Here is a 15,363-nt window from a genome sequence, read left to right as displayed (position 1 = left end):
CCGCCCGCGGAACCGTTTCCGCCCGGCTCCGAGGCACTCCGCCGGAGGGATCGAGCACGTACGGTTGACGCATGACGAGCATCGGTGGTGCCGCATCTGCAGGGATGGTCGACTGGAATCTCGCGGTGGCGACCGCGACCCGGCTCGTGCGGCCGGGGCCGGAGGTCAGCCGGGACGAGGCGCGCGCCGTCGTCTCCGAGCTGCGCAGGCACGCCAAGTCGTCGGAGGAGCACGTCCGTTCCTTCACCCGCATGGCGACGGACGCGGGCCGCGACACCCCGGTCCTGGTCGTCGACCGGGCCGGCTGGGTGCGCGCCAACGTCGCCGGATTCCGCGAGCTGCTCAAGCCGCTCCTGGACAAGATGCAGGACCGCCGCGGCTCAGGACCCGGCAACGCGATGCTGGGCGCGGTCGGCGGCAAGGTCACCGGCGTGGAGCTCGGCATGCTCCTCTCCTTCCTCGCCTCCCGCGTACTCGGCCAGTACGAGACCTTCGCCCCGCCGAGCCGGGACCTCCCGGCGGCACCGGACGGCGGCGGGCGCCTGCTGCTCGTCGCGCCGAACATCGTGCACGTGGAGCGCGAACTCGACGTCGACCCGCACGACTTCCGGCTCTGGGTCTGCCTGCACGAGGAGACCCACCGCACCCAGTTCACCGCCGTGCCCTGGCTGCGCGACCACCTCGAGGGCGAGATCCAGTCATTCCTCGCCGAGACCGAGGTCGACCCGATGACGGTCCTGGAGCGCCTGCGCGAGGCCGCCTCGTCCCTCGCGGGCAACGGCAGGACCGAGGAGGACGAAGGCGGCCGCTCCATCGTCGAGCTGGTGCAGACCCCCGCCCAGCGCGAGGTGCTCGGCCGCCTCACCGCCGTGATGTCCCTGCTCGAAGGGCACGCGGACTTCGTGATGGACGGCGTCGGCCCCGCCGTCGTCCCGTCCGTCACGGAGATCAGGGAGAAGTTCAAGGAGCGCCGGGCCAAGGGCGCCTCCCGCCTCGACCAGGCCCTGCGCAAGCTCCTCGGCCTGGACGCCAAGCTCCGCCAGTACCGGGACGGTGAACGGTTCGTGCGCGCCGTCGTCGAGCAGGTCGGCATGGACGGCTTCAACCGCGTCTGGACCTCGCCCAACACCCTCCCGACCAAGGCGGAGATCGCCAAACCGGCGGACTGGGTCGCGAGGGTGCACCGTAAGGCAGAGTCGTGAGAGGCGTGCCGTCCGTGGCAGAACCGAGCCCTCGCAATCACCCTTCCGAGGGACCGTGAGCCAGGGGTAGGCGTGCAATGCTCGGGTAGCCGCTCGGCTCTGTCACCATCGACACACTCTGAGTGACGGCGCACGGTCCGGACCGCACAGCCGAACCGTGCAGTCCGATCTCGGAGCGAACGGCCCGAAGTGACTCGATCCGAGGCACACCCCCCGAACTTCACGAAGGGAACCGGACCATGGGTCCCCATCCTGCGGTCGCGGCGATACGCCTGGCGGTCCGCCGCGTACTCCACGACGTACTCACCGACCTCGCCACCCGCGACCGCGCCGCGCACGCCGGCCGGCTGAGCTCTCCCGCCGCGGCCGAACCGGGCCGCGCGCCCCTCGTCCTCGTCGCCTGCTCCGGCGGCGCCGACTCCATGGCCCTCGCCTCCGCCCTCGCCTTCGAGGCCCCGAAGCTCGGCATCCGCTCCGGCGGCGTCACCGTCGACCACGGCCTGCAGCACGGCTCCGATCTGCGCGCCGCCGAGGTCGTCGCCCGCATGACCGCCCTCAGCCTCGAACCCGTCGAGTCCGTCGCCGTCTCAGTCGGCCGCGAGGGCGGACCCGAAGCCGCCGCCCGCGACGCCCGGTACGCCGCCCTGGACGCCGTCGCCGAACGCCACGGCGCCGACGCGATCCTCCTCGGCCACACCCGCGACGACCAGGCGGAGACCGTCCTGCTCGGCCTCGCCCGCGGCTCCGGCATCCGCTCGCTGTCCGGCATGGCCGCCGTCTCCGGCCGCCCCGGCGCGAGCACCCGCTACCGCCGCCCGTTCCTGCAGCTCGACCGCCAGACCGCCCGCAAGGCCTGCATGGTCCAGTCGCTGCCCGTCTGGGACGACCCGCACAACGCCGACCCGGCGTACACCCGCTCACGGCTCCGCCACGAGGGCCTGCCCGCCCTGGAGAAAGCCCTCGGCAAGGGAGTCGTGGAGGCCCTCGCCCGCACGGCCCAGCTCTCCCGTGACGACGCCGACGCCCTCGACACCTGGGCCGCCGAGGCCGAGCAGTCCGTACGCGACGAGTCCGGGCTCCTCGACTGCGCCAAGCTGTACGCCCTGCCGCCCGCCGTGCGCCGCCGCGTCCTGCGCCGCACCGCCGTCGCGGCGGGCTCTCCCGGCGGTTCGCTGTTCGCCCGGCACATCGAGGAGATCGACCGGCTGATCACTGGCTGGCGCGGCCAGGGGGCCATCAATCTCCCCGGCCGGGTGGAGGCCCGACGGCAGGGTGGCAGACTTGTCATCCGGCAGGGCTGACACACGGCGAACCGAAAGTGATGTGCGGGTGGACGCGAAAGACATGGGCACCGACCTGGAGTCGGTGCTCATCACCAAGGAAGAGATCGACGCGAAGCTGGCCGAGCTGGCCGCCAAGGTCGACGCGGAGTACGCGGGCAAGGACCTGCTCATCGTCGGTGTCCTCAAGGGTGCCGTGATGGTCATGGCGGACCTGGCGCGGGCCCTGTCCAGCCCGGTGACGATGGACTGGATGGCGGTGTCCTCGTACGGCGCCGGGACCCAGTCCTCCGGCGTGGTGCGGATCCTCAAGGACCTCGACACCGACATCAAGGGCAAGCACGTCCTGATCGTCGAGGACATCATCGACTCCGGCCTGACGCTGTCCTGGCTGATCTCCAACCTCGGCTCCCGCGAGCCCGCCTCCCTCGAGGTCTGCACGCTCCTGCGCAAGCCGGACGCCGCGAAGGTCGCGATCGACGTGAAGTGGGTCGGCTTCGACATCCCCAACGAGTTCGTCGTGGGGTACGGCCTGGACTACGCGGAGAAGTACCGCAACCTGCCGTTCGTCGGCACGCTCGCCCCGCACGTCTACGGCGGCTGAACCCGGAACCTCGGTCGGTCGGCGTCCTCGGGAACCCTCAGGGCGTTCCCGCCGTTGGAGCAGGGGAAGACGGGTTTGCCCGCCGTCCCCTGCGTCTTCGGGTGACAATGCTGGGGTACCGTCCGAAGAACAGTCTTTAACACTCGCCTTTATCAAACTCACTATGGCAGGAGGGACGGGGCGACACCGCTCCGTATGGATGGACGTGAAGCGATACTTCCGTGGGCCGGTCATGTGGATCGTGCTGGCCGTCCTCGCCGTGGTCGTGTTGATGCAGGTCGTCGGCTCGTCCGGCGGCTTCAAGACGGTGGACACCGCCCAGGTCATCAAGGCCATCGACGACAAGCAGGCCCAGACCGCCAAGCTCACCACCGGTGACGAACAGACCATCAAGGTCGAACTGAAGGGCGGCGCCGACAAGGACAAGTACGGCGGCAGCGCCAAGATCCAGGCGAGCTACATCGGCGACCAGGGCGCCCAGCTGGCCACCAAGCTGCAGCAGAACTACGAGAACGGCGACATCAAGGACGGTTACACCGTCTCGCCCTCCAAGCAGAACCCGTTCGTCGGGATCCTGCTCTCGTTGCTTCCCTTCGTCCTCATCGTCGTCGTCTTCCTGTTCCTGATGAACCAGATGCAGGGCGGCGGCTCCCGAGTCATGCAGTTCGGGAAGTCCAAGGCCAAGCTGATCACCAAGGACACCCCCAAGACGACGTTCACCGACGTCGCCGGCTCGGACGAGGCCGTCGAGGAGCTCCACGAGATCAAGGAGTTCCTCCAGGAGCCGGCCAAGTTCCAGGCCGTCGGCGCCAAGATCCCCAAGGGCGTCCTGCTCTACGGCCCGCCCGGTACGGGCAAGACGCTGCTCGCGCGTGCCGTCGCGGGCGAGGCGGGCGTGCCGTTCTACTCGATCTCGGGTTCCGACTTCGTCGAGATGTTCGTCGGTGTCGGTGCCTCCCGTGTCCGTGACCTCTTCGAGCAGGCCAAGGCGAACGCCCCGGCGATCGTCTTCGTCGACGAGATCGACGCGGTCGGCCGCCACCGCGGCGCCGGCCTCGGCGGCGGTCACGACGAGCGCGAGCAGACCCTGAACCAGCTGCTCGTCGAGATGGACGGCTTCGACGTGAAGGGCGGCGTCATCCTGATCGCCGCCACGAACCGCCCGGACATCCTCGACCCGGCGCTCCTGCGCCCCGGCCGCTTCGACCGGCAGATCGCCGTCGACCGCCCGGACATGCAGGGCCGCCTGGAGATCCTCAAGGTCCACCAGAAGGGCAAGCCGGTCGCCCCGGACGTCGACCTCTCGGCCGTCGCCCGCCGCACCCCCGGCTTCACCGGTGCCGATCTCTCCAACGTCCTGAACGAGGCCGCCCTCCTGACGGCCCGCAGCGACAAGAAGCTGATCGACAACCACTTCCTGGACGAGGCGATCGACCGTGTGGTCGCGGGCCCGCAGAAGCGGACCCGGATCATGTCGGACAAGGAGAAGAAGATCACCGCGTACCACGAGGGCGGACACGCCCTGGTCGCGGCGGCCTCACCGAACTCCGACCCGGTCCACAAGATCACGATCCTGTCCCGCGGCCGCGCGCTCGGGTACACGATGGTGCTCCCGGACGAGGACAAGTACTCCACGACGCGCAACGAGATGCTCGACCAGCTCGCGTACATGCTGGGCGGGCGCGCGGCCGAGGAGCTCGTCTTCCACGACCCGACCACGGGCGCCGCGAACGACATCGAGAAGGCCACCACCACGGCCCGCGCCATGGTCACGCAGTACGGCATGACCGAGCGGCTCGGCGCCATCAAGTTCGGCGGCGACAACAGCGAGCCGTTCCTCGGCCGTGAGATGGCGCACCAGCGGGACTACTCGGAAGAGGTCGCCGCGCTGGTCGACGAAGAGGTCAAGAAGCTCATCGAGACCGCCCACAACGAAGCGTGGGAGATCCTCGTAGAGAATCGCGACGTCCTCGACAACCTGGTGCTCCAGCTTCTGGAGCGGGAGACCCTCGGCAAGGAGGAGATCGCCGAGATCTTCGCGCCGATCGTGAAGCGCCCGGCCCGCCCGGCGTGGACCGGCTCCTCGCGGCGTACGCCGTCGACGCGGCCCCCGGTGCTCTCCCCCAAGGAGCTGTCGCTCACCAACGGCGCCAACGGCACCCCCGCGGTGACGGCGGCGACGGAGGCGACGACTCCGGCGGACCTGACGAAGGCCCCCGCCCCGGAGGAGCGCCCGGAGAGCTGATCACCCGTTCCCGGCCGTCACGGCAGGCCCGGAATGTATGCCGCGCCCCCCTGGTTCTAGCCTTGGGGGGCGCGGCTTTTTGTGTGCGCACACGGCAGACGTAGAGGAACGCTGCCCGTCGTAAGAGGAACGAGGCACAGATGACCGACCCGGTGACGCTGGACGGCGAGAGCTCGATCGGCGAATTCGACGAGAAGCGGGCCGAGAACGCCGTACGGGAACTGCTCATCGCGGTCGGCGAGGACCCGGACCGTGAGGGGCTGCGGGAGACGCCGGGCCGGGTGGCGCGGGCTTACCAGGAGATATTCGCGGGCCTGCGGCAGAAGCCCGAGGATGTCCTGACGACGACGTTCGACCTCGGCCATGACGAGATGGTCCTGGTGAAGGACATCGAGGTGCTCAGTAGCTGTGAGCACCATCTCGTCCCCTTCGTCGGTTTCGCCCATGTCGGCTACATCCCGTCGGAGGACGGGAAGATCACGGGCCTGTCGAAGCTGGCACGTCTGGTCGACGTCTACGCTCGACGGCCGCAGGTGCAGGAGCGGTTGACCACGCAGATCGCGGACTCGCTGATGAAGATCCTGGAGCCGCGCGGGGTGATCGTCGTCATCGAGTGCGAGCACATGTGCATGACCATGCGGGGGGTGCGCAAGCCCGGGGCCAAGACGATCACCTCTGCGGTCCGAGGGCAGCTGCGCGACGCGGCAACGCGGAACGAGGCCATGACCTTGATCATGGCGAAGTAGCGCGCTGGAGGCGCTTGAAGCGGCCTCCGGCTGTCCCGGCCCTCCGGCTGTCCCGGCTGTCCCGGCCCTCCGGCTGTCCCGGCTGTCCCGGCCCTCCGGCTGTCCCGCTGTCCGGTGCGTGATGTCCCCGGATTCCGGGCCTCGGGAACAGGCCGTTCGCGCTGTACGACCACGGCCTTGCCGGGCGCCCCGGCCTTCTGCTCAACGGCTGTCCGGCGCGCCGGAGTTGGTGATCAGCGGCGCGCTGAACGCCGCTGTGGTGGGCAGGGCGGTCCTCAGGTCCTCAGGCCGCTGCCGGGCCCACCTCGTCCTCGTCGCCGTCCTCCGGGAGTTTGCAGACGCGTTCCAGGAACAGGGCCGCCGCGATCACGCACGCGCCGGCCACGACCGCGAAGCCGGCGTAGATGGCCTGGTCGCGGCGGGCCGGGATGTCCAGGAGGCTGAGCAGGAAGGCGCCCGCCCCGCCGTACACCCCCGTGACCAGGGCGGCGACCAGGGCGCTCGCCTGGCCGAAGACCAGGGCGCGGGCGGCCATCATCGGGTCCACGCCCTTGGCGCCGGGGCGGCGTTCGCGCTGGGCGCGGAGCCGGGAGCGGATGGAGAGCGCTGTCGCGAGCAGCACGGCGGCGATCACGCCGAGCACGATCGGCGCGGCCAGGGGGACGCCCGGCAGCTCGCCGAGCGCATCCCAGAGCCGGGCGCCCGCCCAGGACAGCACTCCGGCGACCAGGAACAGGCCGATCAGCGTCCGGATGCGCAGCTGCTTCACGGTGGCGGTCGCCTCTTTCGTCGTACGTCGTGCCGGTCCACGGGCCCGGTCGTGTGCCCCGTCCTGACCCTAACGACTACTCGGGCAGCCGGAGTTCCAGGTCCACGCGGGGGGTGACGCCCGCGCGGGTGACCTGGCCGAGCAGGTCGGCGACAGGGCCGCGGCCGGGGATCTGCGCCTCGGGGTCGACGTCGTGCCAGGGGGCGAGGACGAAGGCCCGCTCGTGCGCCCGCGGGTGCGGGAGCGTGAGCTCGGGGTCGTCGGAGACGACGTCCTGGTACGTCACGATGTCGACGTCGATGGTGCGCGGGCCCCAGTGCTCGTCCCGTACGCGGTGGAAGGCCTCCTCGACCGCGTGCGCACGCTCCAGGAGCGAGGACGGGGGGAGCGTGGTCCGGATGACGACGACCGCGTTGAAGTACGCGGGCTGGCTGCCGGGCTCGACGCCCCAGGGCTCCGTCTCGTACACCGGCGAGACGGCTTTCACGCGCAGGCCGGGGGTGTCCTCCAGGGCGTCCACGGCTCCCTGGAGGGTCTCCAGGCGGTTGCCGAGGTTGCTGCCGAGGCTGATCACCGCGAACTTCGGGTTGTTGAGGGTGACGTCCGCGGCGTCGACCTGTTCCACCACGGAGGCGGGCACCGGCTGGACGGTCGGGTCGCTCTGCGTGCTCATGCGTGGCTCCGGGTGATGGTGATGGTGACGTCGTCGAAGGGGACCGTGATGGGTGCGTTCGGCTTGTGCACCACCACCTCGACCTCCTGGACGCCGTCGTGCTTGAGGCACTGCTGTGCGATGCGTTCGGCCAGGGTCTCGATGAGGTCGACCGGCTGGCCCTCGACGACGGCCACGACCTCCTCCGCGACGATGCCGTAGTGCACGGTCTTCGCCAGGTCGTCGTCGGCCGCGGCCGCCCTGGTGTCCAGGCCGAGGACCAGGTCCACGATGAAGGTCTGGCCCTCTTCGCGTTCATGGGCGAAGACACCGTGGTGCCCGCGGGCCTTGAGGCCGCGCAGCGCGACACGATCCACGCGAATCACTCCTGCATTCGTCGGTTCGGCGGGCCCGGGCCGAGTGCGGTCGGCTCACGAGACCCATTCGAATCTACCTTCGGGTGCTGACAGTGCTTGCCCACGGGGGCTCTGGACCATGCCGGTCCCGGGCTGGTAGCCGCCCATACCCCGGCGGCGGGTCGTCCAACCCCCACCGGGCCCCTACCCACTCAGGCGGGTGTTTCGCCGCCCTCGGCACCGCCGTTGCCCGCCGCGCCCTCGTCGTCGTCCGTCTCCGCGAGCACCGGTGAGGCGTGGTGCGACCACAGCTTCCAGCCGCCGGGTGTGCGGCGGAACACATTCGTGGCCACCACGAGCTGGCCGACGAGCGGGCCGAGATCGGCGCCCTCCTCGGCGGGGCCGCCGCTGAGGATGTTCTCCGTACAGCTGACGAGCGCGGTGTCGGCGTGCACCGAGACGCGTACGTCGGTGAGGAAGAACTGGATGTAGTCGGTGTTCGCCATGATCAGGGCGTACGACCTGAGGACCTCGCCGCGGCCGGAGAGGGCGGGCCAGCCGGGGTGCACGCAGGAGACCGTGGCCGTCTCGTCGCCGTCCTCGTTGTCGACGGCGTCGCTGTGGTCGTGCAGCCAGAGGTCCGAGACCGCCTCGAAGTCGCCGCGCTCCAGAGCCTCGTAGAAGGACGTGTTGGCGGTCTCGACGGCTTCGATGTCGGTACGGGGCGTCACTGGGCTCCTTCTACGGCGCGGGCTACGCGGACGGCGTCGGCGGTGGCCCTGACTTCGTGGACGCGGACCGCCCAGGCGCCCTCGTGGGCGGCGATGGCGGAGACCGCGGCGGTAGCGGCGTCGCGTTCACGGGCGGGCGGAGGGGCGGAGTCCGGGCCGGTGGCCAGGACCCGGCCGAGGAAACGTTTCCGGCTGGCGGCGACCAGGACCGGCAGGCCGAGGGCGCGCAGTTCCTTCATGTGGGCGACCAGGGCGAGGTCGTGCTCCGCGTCCTTGGCGAAGCCGAGGCCGGGGTCGAGGACGATCCGCTCGGGAGCCACGCCGCCCGCGACAACCGCCTCCACGCGCGCGTGCAGCTCGCTGACGACCTCGCCGACGACGTCCTCGTACACCGCGCGGCTGTTCATGTCCTCGCTGAAGCCGCGCCAGTGCATGACGACGAACGGGGCGTCGGCGGCGGCGACGGCCGGGATCATGGCGGGGTCGGCGAGGCCGCCGCTGACGTCGTTGACGAGGCGGGCGCCCGCGGCGAGCGCGGCCTCGGCGACGGTGGCGCGCATGGTGTCGACGGAGACGGTGACGCCCTCCGAGACGAGGCCGCGCACGACGGGCACGACCCGGCGCAGCTCCTCGTCCTTGTCGACGCGGCTGGCGCCGGGGCGCGTGGACTCACCGCCGACGTCGACCAGGTCGGCGCCCTGGGCGACCAGGTCCAGGCCGTGCTTGACGGCGGCCGTGGTGTCGAACCAGCGGCCACCGTCGGAGAAGGAGTCTGGCGTCACGTTGACGACTCCCATCACCGCACAGCGGTCCCACTCCGGAAGGCCTTCGACCGTGCCGCGGCCGCGCAACGTACTCATGCCTCCAGCGTAGGCCCGTACGGGGAGTGACCCGTACGGGCCGGGGCCCCGAAGCGCTCAGACCGCCCGCACGTCCTGGGGTGCGGCGGTGGGGGTGTGCGGGCACGGCCGCCGCGGGCGGGAGCCGGCGCGCAGGAAGCGGGGCAGGGTGAGCGTGACGAAGCCCTCGGCCTGCATCGCGGCGACGCCGATGCGCGGCAGGTCCCGGTTGTTGCGGAAGACCACGAAACGGGGCTCCCAGCGGGGGCGGAACTTGGCGTTGAACTTGTACAGCGACTCGATCTGGAACCAGCGCGACAGGAACACGAGCAGTCCGCGCCAGGTGCGGAGGACCGGTCCCGCGCCGAGTCGCTCACCGCGGGCGAGTGCGGAGCGGAACATCGCGAAGTTGAGCGACACACGCGCGATGCCGAGTTTCGGCGCCGCCTGCAGGGCGGCCACGATGAGGAGTTCGTTCATGCCGGGGTCGGCGCCGCGGTCCCGGCGCATCAGGTCGAGCGAGACGCCGTCGTCGCCCCAGGGCACGAAGTGCAGGATCGCCTTCAAGTCCCCGTACGGGCCCGGCATTTCGGTCTGTCTGTGTGCGGTCTGTCTGTGTGCGGTCTGTCTGTGGGCGGTGGCTATCAGGCAGTCGCCGTCGGTGGGGTCGCCGATGCGGCCGAGCGCCATGGAGAAGCCGCGCTCGGTGTCGGTGCCCCGCCAGTCGTCGGCGGCGCGCCGCACGCGCTCCAACTCGCCCTCGCTCAGGTCACGTACGCGCCGTACCCGGGTCTCGTAGCCATTCCGCTCGATGCGCTTGACCATCTGGCGCACGTTGCGCATAGCGCGCCCGGCCAAGGAGAAATCCACGACGTCCACCACCGCCTCGTCGCCCAGTTCGAGGGCGTCGAGGCCGGTCTCGCGGGTCCAGACCTCGCCGCCGGTCTCCGAGCAGCCCATGACGGCCGGGGTCCAGGAGTGCTTCCCGGCCTCGTCCATGAACCGTTCGATGGCGCCGGGCCAGGCCTCCACGTCGCCGATCGGGTCGCCGCTCGCGAGCATCACGCCGGAGACGACGCGGTACGTGACGGCCGCCTTGCCGCTGGGCGAGAAGACCACGCCCTTGTCGCGGCGGAGGGCGAAGTGGCCGAGGGAGTCGCGGGCGCCGTGCCGGTCGACGAGTACGCGCAGCCGCTGCTCGTCGTCCTCGGTGAGCCGGGCCGCCGGGTGTTCGGGGCGGAAGGCCAGGTAGACGGTGGTGAGGGCGGTGAGCATGCCGAGGGCGCCGAGCGAGTAGCCGACCGTCCAGCCGGTGCGCCCGGTGTAGTGGAGGGGGCCCTCGGCGCCGAACAGGCCGTACACGACATGGGTGAGGTAGTCGGCGAGGCTCGGGTCGCCGACGACCTTGCGCGGGTGGGTGGCGACGATCAGGGTGCCGAGGCCGAGCGAGAACGTGCCCATGAGGAAGAAGTTGGCGAGCGCGAGCCAGCGGCTGCGCGGGTCGGGCAGGGCGGCGAACTCACTCCGATGGCGCAGCAGCAGGGCGAGCAGCAGGCCCGCGATCAGGACGCCGATGAGCGAGTGCCGGTACGCGAACTGGGACGCGGCGCCCGCCGGGAGCAGGAACACGGCCGCCCGCCAGGCCCTCCGCTTGCGGCGCCTGAGGCCGTGCGCGAGGAGCAGCAGGAGGACGCCGGCGCTGAGGGCGAGGGCGGCCGCGAAGGGGCCGAGGGCTCCGGGCAGGACCTCGGCGATGGCGTGCAGGCGGCTGTGCCGGAAGCGGGGGAAGACGCCGGCGGCGATGTCCAGGAGGCCCACGAGTGTGCAGGCGGTGGCGACCAGGGACGGCACCTTCTCGGGGCGCGGGCCGCGCAGCAGGCGCCGGAGTCCGCGAGCTGCGGCCGCACCGCGCGAAGCCCCCGCCTCGCGGGACGCCCCTGCCTCGCGGGACGCCCCTGCCTCGCGGGATGCCCCTGCCTCGCGGGATGCCCCTGCACCGCGAGAAGAAGCCACTGCAACCCCACCCGACATTTCCCCATCTATCCTGACTGACATCGCATCCCGTAGTTCTGCGAGAGCTGGAGTCCGGCTTCTGCGGTTACGCCGGACAAATTGCGCCCTCTAGGACGGCGCTTCCGGGAGACGGGTTCACTCTCCGCCCGGAAAACCGGTGCAGGAGCGCGGAAATCCGGCATCGGGACAACCGGCATCGGGACAAAGGGAGTCCGGGCGCTCGCCCGGCGGAAAGCGCAGGCAGGAACACCCCATGGGTCTCAAGAGCAACCTCGTCCTGGCCTCGGCCGCCCTGTTGGCCGTGCTGCTGTTCTTCGGCACGGTCTGGCTCTGGCCGAAGCTGGCGGGCCGCAACTGGCGCGCGGTGCTCGGGCGCGTACTGGCGCTCGGGGCAACACAGTTGATGCTCTTCGCCACGGTCGGCCTGACCGCCAACCGGTCCTTCGAGTTCTACGCGTCCTGGGCCGACCTCTTCGGCCAGGAGCAGGAGATGGGCGTGGTCGTGGAGCACGACACGGGCGGCGCGAACCGCGCCCTCAAGGTGCTCGGCACCCAGCCGGTGAGCCAGGTGGCGGGCGGCTCCACGCCCACCGTGGGCGGCCGGATCCAGCGCGTGGAGGTGACCGGCGAGCGGTCCGGCATACGGTCGCCCGCGTACGTCTACCTGCCGCCGGAGTACTTCGAGGACAAGCGGCGTACGTTCCCCACGGCGATCGTGATCACCGGGTACCCGGGCACCGCCGAGAACCTGCTCAACGGCCTGCGCTACCCGGCCACCGCCCACGACCAGGCCAAGCGGGGCAAGATGCAGCCGATGATCCTGGTCATGCTGCGGCCGACCGTGGTGCCGCCGCGCGACACCGAGTGCGTGGACGTGCCGCACGGGCCGCAGACCGAGACGTTCTTCGCGAAGGACCTGCCCGCCGCGGTCGCCGGCCACTACCGGGTCGGTGAGAAACCGGGCAGCTGGGGCGTCATCGGCAACTCCACGGGTGGCTACTGCGCGTTGAAGATCGCCCTGAAGCACCCGGACCGGTTCGCCGCCGGAGCGGGGCTCTCCGCCAACTACCGGGCGCCCATCGACGACACCACGGGCGACCTCTTCCAGGGCGACAGGCGGGTCGAGCAGGAGTCCGACCTGATGTGGCTGCTCGACCACCGGCCGCCCCCGAAGGTGTCGCTGCTCGCGACCAGCAGCAAGCAGGGGGAGGGGAACTACGCCGACACCGAGAAGTTCCTGGACAAGGGCCGGGCACCCACGCGGATGTTCTCGATCATCCTCGACAGCGGCGGCCACAACTTCAACACGTGGCGGCGGGAGATCCCGCCGGCGCTGGTGTGGATGAGCGAGCGGCTTTCGGCCAAGTGACGCTTTCCGTAGGGGAGTCGGTTTTCGGGAGCTGCTCAACCTCGGGGGCTGCTCAACCTTCGGGGAAGGCAGGCTCAGCGGACTTCGGGGAAGGCAGGCTCAGCGGACTTCGGGGAAGGCAGGCTCAGCGGACCGTGACCGTATCCAGATCGACCTCCGCGCGTGTGATGTCCCGGGCGTCCGCCGTGGTCGAGCGGCGCAGGGCCTCGTGCAGGGTCGCGGGGGTCAGGACGCCGAGGAAGCGGCCCGCGGAGTCCTCGTCGATGACGGCGATCCAGCCCGCGTCGTGCTGCAGCATCGTGGAGAACGCCTGCTTCAGGGACGCGCCGACGGGCAGCCAGGCCTCCATCCGGCGGGCCTGATCGCGCACCGTGCCCTTGTTGCCGGTGTGCTCGGCGGAGATCCAGCCGTGCAGGTTGCCCTCCGCGTCCAGGACGACGGCCCAGTGGGCGCCCTCGCCGCGCAGCTGCTCGGCGGCGCGGTCGAGGGGGTCGTCGAGCCGTACGACCGGGGGCTGCTGCAGGTCGCCCTCCTCGATCGGCGTGACCGAGAGCCGCTTCAACCCCCGGTCGGCGCCTACGAATTCGGCGACGTACGAAGTGGCGGGGGCACCGAGGACGGCGGCGGGGGCGTCGTACTGCTCGATGCGGCCGGAGCCGTAGACGGCGATGCGGTCGCCGAGGCGCACGGCCTCCTCGATGTCGTGCGTGACGAACAGAACCGTCTTGCGCACGGCCGCCTGGAGCTTCAGGAACTCGTTCTGCAGACGCTCGCGGACCACCGGGTCGACCGCTCCGAACGGCTCGTCCATCAGGAGCACGGGCGGGTCGGCGGCGAGCGCGCGGGCCACGCCGACGCGCTGGCGCTGGCCGCCGGAGAGCTGCTCCGGGTAGCGCGCCCCGTGCACCGACGGGTCGAGGCCGACGAGTTCGAGGAGCTCGGCGGCCCGGGCGCGGGCCTTGGCCCGCTTGACGCCGAGGAGGTGCGGGACGGTCGCGGTGTTGTCCAGGACCGTCTTGTGCGGGAACAGGCCGACCTGCTGGATGACATAGCCGATGCGGCGGCGCAGCTCGACCGGGTCGACGCCGGATATGTCCTCGCCGTCGAGCAGGATCCGGCCCGAGGTGGGCTCGATCAGCCGGTTCACCATCTTCATCGTCGTGGTCTTGCCGCAGCCCGACGGGCCGACGAGCGTGACGAGTTCACCGCCCGCGACCTCGAACGACAGGTCGTCCACGGCCGTGGTGCCGTCCTCGTACCGCTTGGTGACGTGCTCGAACCGGATCATGGCTCCCCATTGTGGTGGGCGTTCTTTGAATCCTCCCCTGCCTGCGCTTGCGCTCAGGAAGGGGATTCCTGACTCAGGCTGCCTGGCCGCACGGCGTGCGGCCAGGTCTTGCGCCCTCGGCGTCAGCCGGGTTGAGGCCCGCCCGGGCCAGCATCACGAGGGCGGAGTTCTTGTCCCTGGGCGAGACGGTTCCGCACGCGGTGCAGGCATACGTTCTCTCTGAAAGAGGGAGTGCGTGCTTGGCTCTCGCTCCGCACTGCGCGCAGTCCATGGTGGTGTGCGCGGGGTTGATCAGGTGCACGATCCGGCCGTGCTTACGGGCCATCTCCAGCAGCGCCCGCTTCGCCGCACCGATCGAGGCGTCAGCCGCTTTACGGGCCATCGTCGACTTCGCGAGGAAGCGCGGCCTGAAGTCCTCCACGGCCAGGGTGTCGTGATCACGTACGGCGAGTTTGGCCCACTTACGGGCCGTGGCCTTCCTGCCGTGCTGGGGGTGAGGAAGATCGTGCGCGTCGGATGTCGTCGTGGCGAGCTCCTTGACGCCCCAGTCCACTCCGATCGCTCGGCCGGTCTCCGGAAGGGGATCGGTCGTGGCCTGGACGACGAATGAGCCGTACCACGCTCCGGTGGCGTCCTGGTACACGCGTACCGAGGACGGTTGCTCGGGCAGCTCACGTGACCACACCACCCGCAGCACGATCCCGCCCGCGAGGTGCAGCAGGCCGTCTCTGAGGCGGAAGCCCCGCCCGGTGTAGTTGAGGGTCGGCCGAGCCTCGCGCTTCTTCTTGTACTTCGGCATCCCGGCCCGCTGCCGCTGAGGCAACCGGTCCCTGACGTCCTTCACGGCCTTGGCGCGAGATCTACCGAAGTCGCGTACGAGCTGCTGCTGGGGAACGCTTGAGCCTTTGGCCAGCCACGGCGTCCTCCTGCGGGTCCGTGTCAGCATCTTGTCGAGCTGGGCAGGACCGCACGTCTGCTTGCCGCCCGGGGCCTTGTTGTCCAGGTGTACGGCCCGGGACTTCGCGACGCATTCGTTCCAGATCCAGCGGCAGCGTGCCCATTCCGCCTCAAGTGCGACACGGGCGCCGGCGGACACGCGAAGGCGGAAGGTGTACCGCGCGGGCGCGGACTCCCGGCCGCCTGCGGTGTCCCTCGTCATGTTTCTGAACCTACCTGGGGCGACTGACAGTTGAGCTTGCTTGCTGTGGACCAGTACATCCTCGGACGGTCCGGTGAAGTTCATGTTGCTGCAGAACAACGTCTCTCGGC

Annotated in this window: 14 protein-coding genes; 6 read left to right on the top strand and 8 right to left on the bottom strand. The window is 70.6% G+C overall.

All coding sequences use genetic code 11. From position 1 onward, the window contains the following. The first annotated feature begins 71 nt into the window (after positions 1–71). The 5 genes from QIT00_RS07705 to folE all read left to right on the top strand — a co-directional run bounded on the left by QIT00_RS07705 (position 72) and on the right by folE (position 6,077). Positions 72–1,202 carry a zinc-dependent metalloprotease gene (locus QIT00_RS07705; RefSeq protein WP_282534366.1) on the top strand — a complete coding sequence of 377 codons (1,131 nt, stop codon included), beginning with the start codon at positions 72–74 and terminating at the stop codon, positions 1,200–1,202. Positions 1,203–1,441: 239 nt separating this feature from the next. After that, positions 1,442–2,503, top strand: coding sequence for a tRNA lysidine(34) synthetase TilS (gene tilS, locus QIT00_RS07700; protein WP_282534365.1), 1,062 nt, complete (start codon positions 1,442–1,444; stop codon positions 2,501–2,503). 43 nt (positions 2,504–2,546) lie between these two features. After that, positions 2,547–3,086, top strand: coding sequence for a hypoxanthine phosphoribosyltransferase (gene hpt / locus QIT00_RS07695; RefSeq protein ID WP_282534550.1), 540 nt, complete (start codon positions 2,547–2,549; stop codon positions 3,084–3,086). A 199-nt stretch (positions 3,087–3,285) separates the two neighbouring features. After that, entirely contained in the window at positions 3,286–5,331 is a 2,046-nt protein-coding gene (gene ftsH, locus QIT00_RS07690) for an ATP-dependent zinc metalloprotease FtsH (protein WP_282534364.1), read from the top strand. 140 nt (positions 5,332–5,471) lie between these two features. After that, positions 5,472–6,077 carry a GTP cyclohydrolase I FolE gene (gene folE / locus QIT00_RS07685; RefSeq protein WP_282534363.1) on the top strand — a complete coding sequence of 202 codons (606 nt, stop codon included), beginning with the start codon at positions 5,472–5,474 and terminating at the stop codon, positions 6,075–6,077. Between the two features lie 283 nt (positions 6,078–6,360). Here the strand turns inward: folE and QIT00_RS07680 are convergent, their stop codons facing one another. From QIT00_RS07680 to QIT00_RS07655, 6 genes are all read right to left on the bottom strand, one after another. Then, positions 6,361–6,846 (bottom strand): DUF3180 domain-containing protein, encoded by a 486-nt coding sequence (locus QIT00_RS07680; protein ID WP_282534362.1) that lies wholly within the window; start codon positions 6,844–6,846, stop codon positions 6,361–6,363. A 76-nt stretch (positions 6,847–6,922) separates the two neighbouring features. Then, on the bottom strand, positions 6,923–7,519 hold the full coding sequence (gene folK / locus QIT00_RS07675) for a 2-amino-4-hydroxy-6-hydroxymethyldihydropteridine diphosphokinase (protein WP_282534361.1): 597 nt from the start codon (positions 7,517–7,519) through the stop codon (positions 6,923–6,925). After that, positions 7,516–7,875 (bottom strand): dihydroneopterin aldolase, encoded by a 360-nt coding sequence (folB, locus tag QIT00_RS07670; protein ID WP_282534360.1) that lies wholly within the window; start codon positions 7,873–7,875, stop codon positions 7,516–7,518. Before folB ends, folK begins: the two co-directional genes overlap by 4 nt. A 191-nt stretch (positions 7,876–8,066) precedes the next feature. Beyond that, on the bottom strand, positions 8,067–8,585 hold the full coding sequence (locus QIT00_RS07665; RefSeq protein ID WP_282534359.1) for a nuclear transport factor 2 family protein: 519 nt from the start codon (positions 8,583–8,585) through the stop codon (positions 8,067–8,069). Continuing rightward, positions 8,582–9,445, bottom strand: coding sequence for a dihydropteroate synthase (gene folP / locus QIT00_RS07660; RefSeq protein WP_282534358.1), 864 nt, complete (start codon positions 9,443–9,445; stop codon positions 8,582–8,584). Before folP ends, QIT00_RS07665 begins: the two co-directional genes overlap by 4 nt. A gap of 57 nt (positions 9,446–9,502) precedes the next feature. Then, on the bottom strand, positions 9,503–11,302 hold the full coding sequence (locus QIT00_RS07655) for a phosphatidylglycerol lysyltransferase domain-containing protein (RefSeq protein WP_408909739.1): 1,800 nt from the start codon (positions 11,300–11,302) through the stop codon (positions 9,503–9,505). 388 nt (positions 11,303–11,690) lie between these two features. Here QIT00_RS07655 and QIT00_RS07650 point away from each other — a divergent pair, with 388 nt between their 5' ends. Further along, entirely contained in the window at positions 11,691–12,806 is a 1,116-nt protein-coding gene (locus QIT00_RS07650) for an alpha/beta hydrolase (protein WP_282534356.1), read from the top strand. 124 nt (positions 12,807–12,930) lie between these two features. Here QIT00_RS07650 and QIT00_RS07645 read toward each other — a convergent pair whose 3' ends face one another. Beyond that, complete coding sequence (locus QIT00_RS07645; protein WP_282534355.1) at positions 12,931–14,094, bottom strand: ABC transporter ATP-binding protein; 1,164 nt, start codon at positions 14,092–14,094, stop codon at positions 12,931–12,933. A 73-nt stretch (positions 14,095–14,167) separates the two neighbouring features. Beyond that, a complete protein-coding gene (locus QIT00_RS07640; RefSeq protein WP_282534354.1) occupies positions 14,168–15,253 on the bottom strand; it encodes an RNA-guided endonuclease InsQ/TnpB family protein in 1,086 nt (361 codons plus the stop codon). Positions 15,254–15,363 lie beyond the last annotated feature (110 nt).

This window comes from Streptomyces luteolus (assembly GCF_029968015.1).
GTDB classification, from domain to species: Bacteria; Actinomycetota; Actinomycetes; order Streptomycetales; family Streptomycetaceae; genus Streptomyces; species Streptomyces luteolus.
The sequence above is the reverse complement of the archived record's forward strand: the minus strand, read 5'-3'. Positions and strand labels throughout refer to the sequence as shown.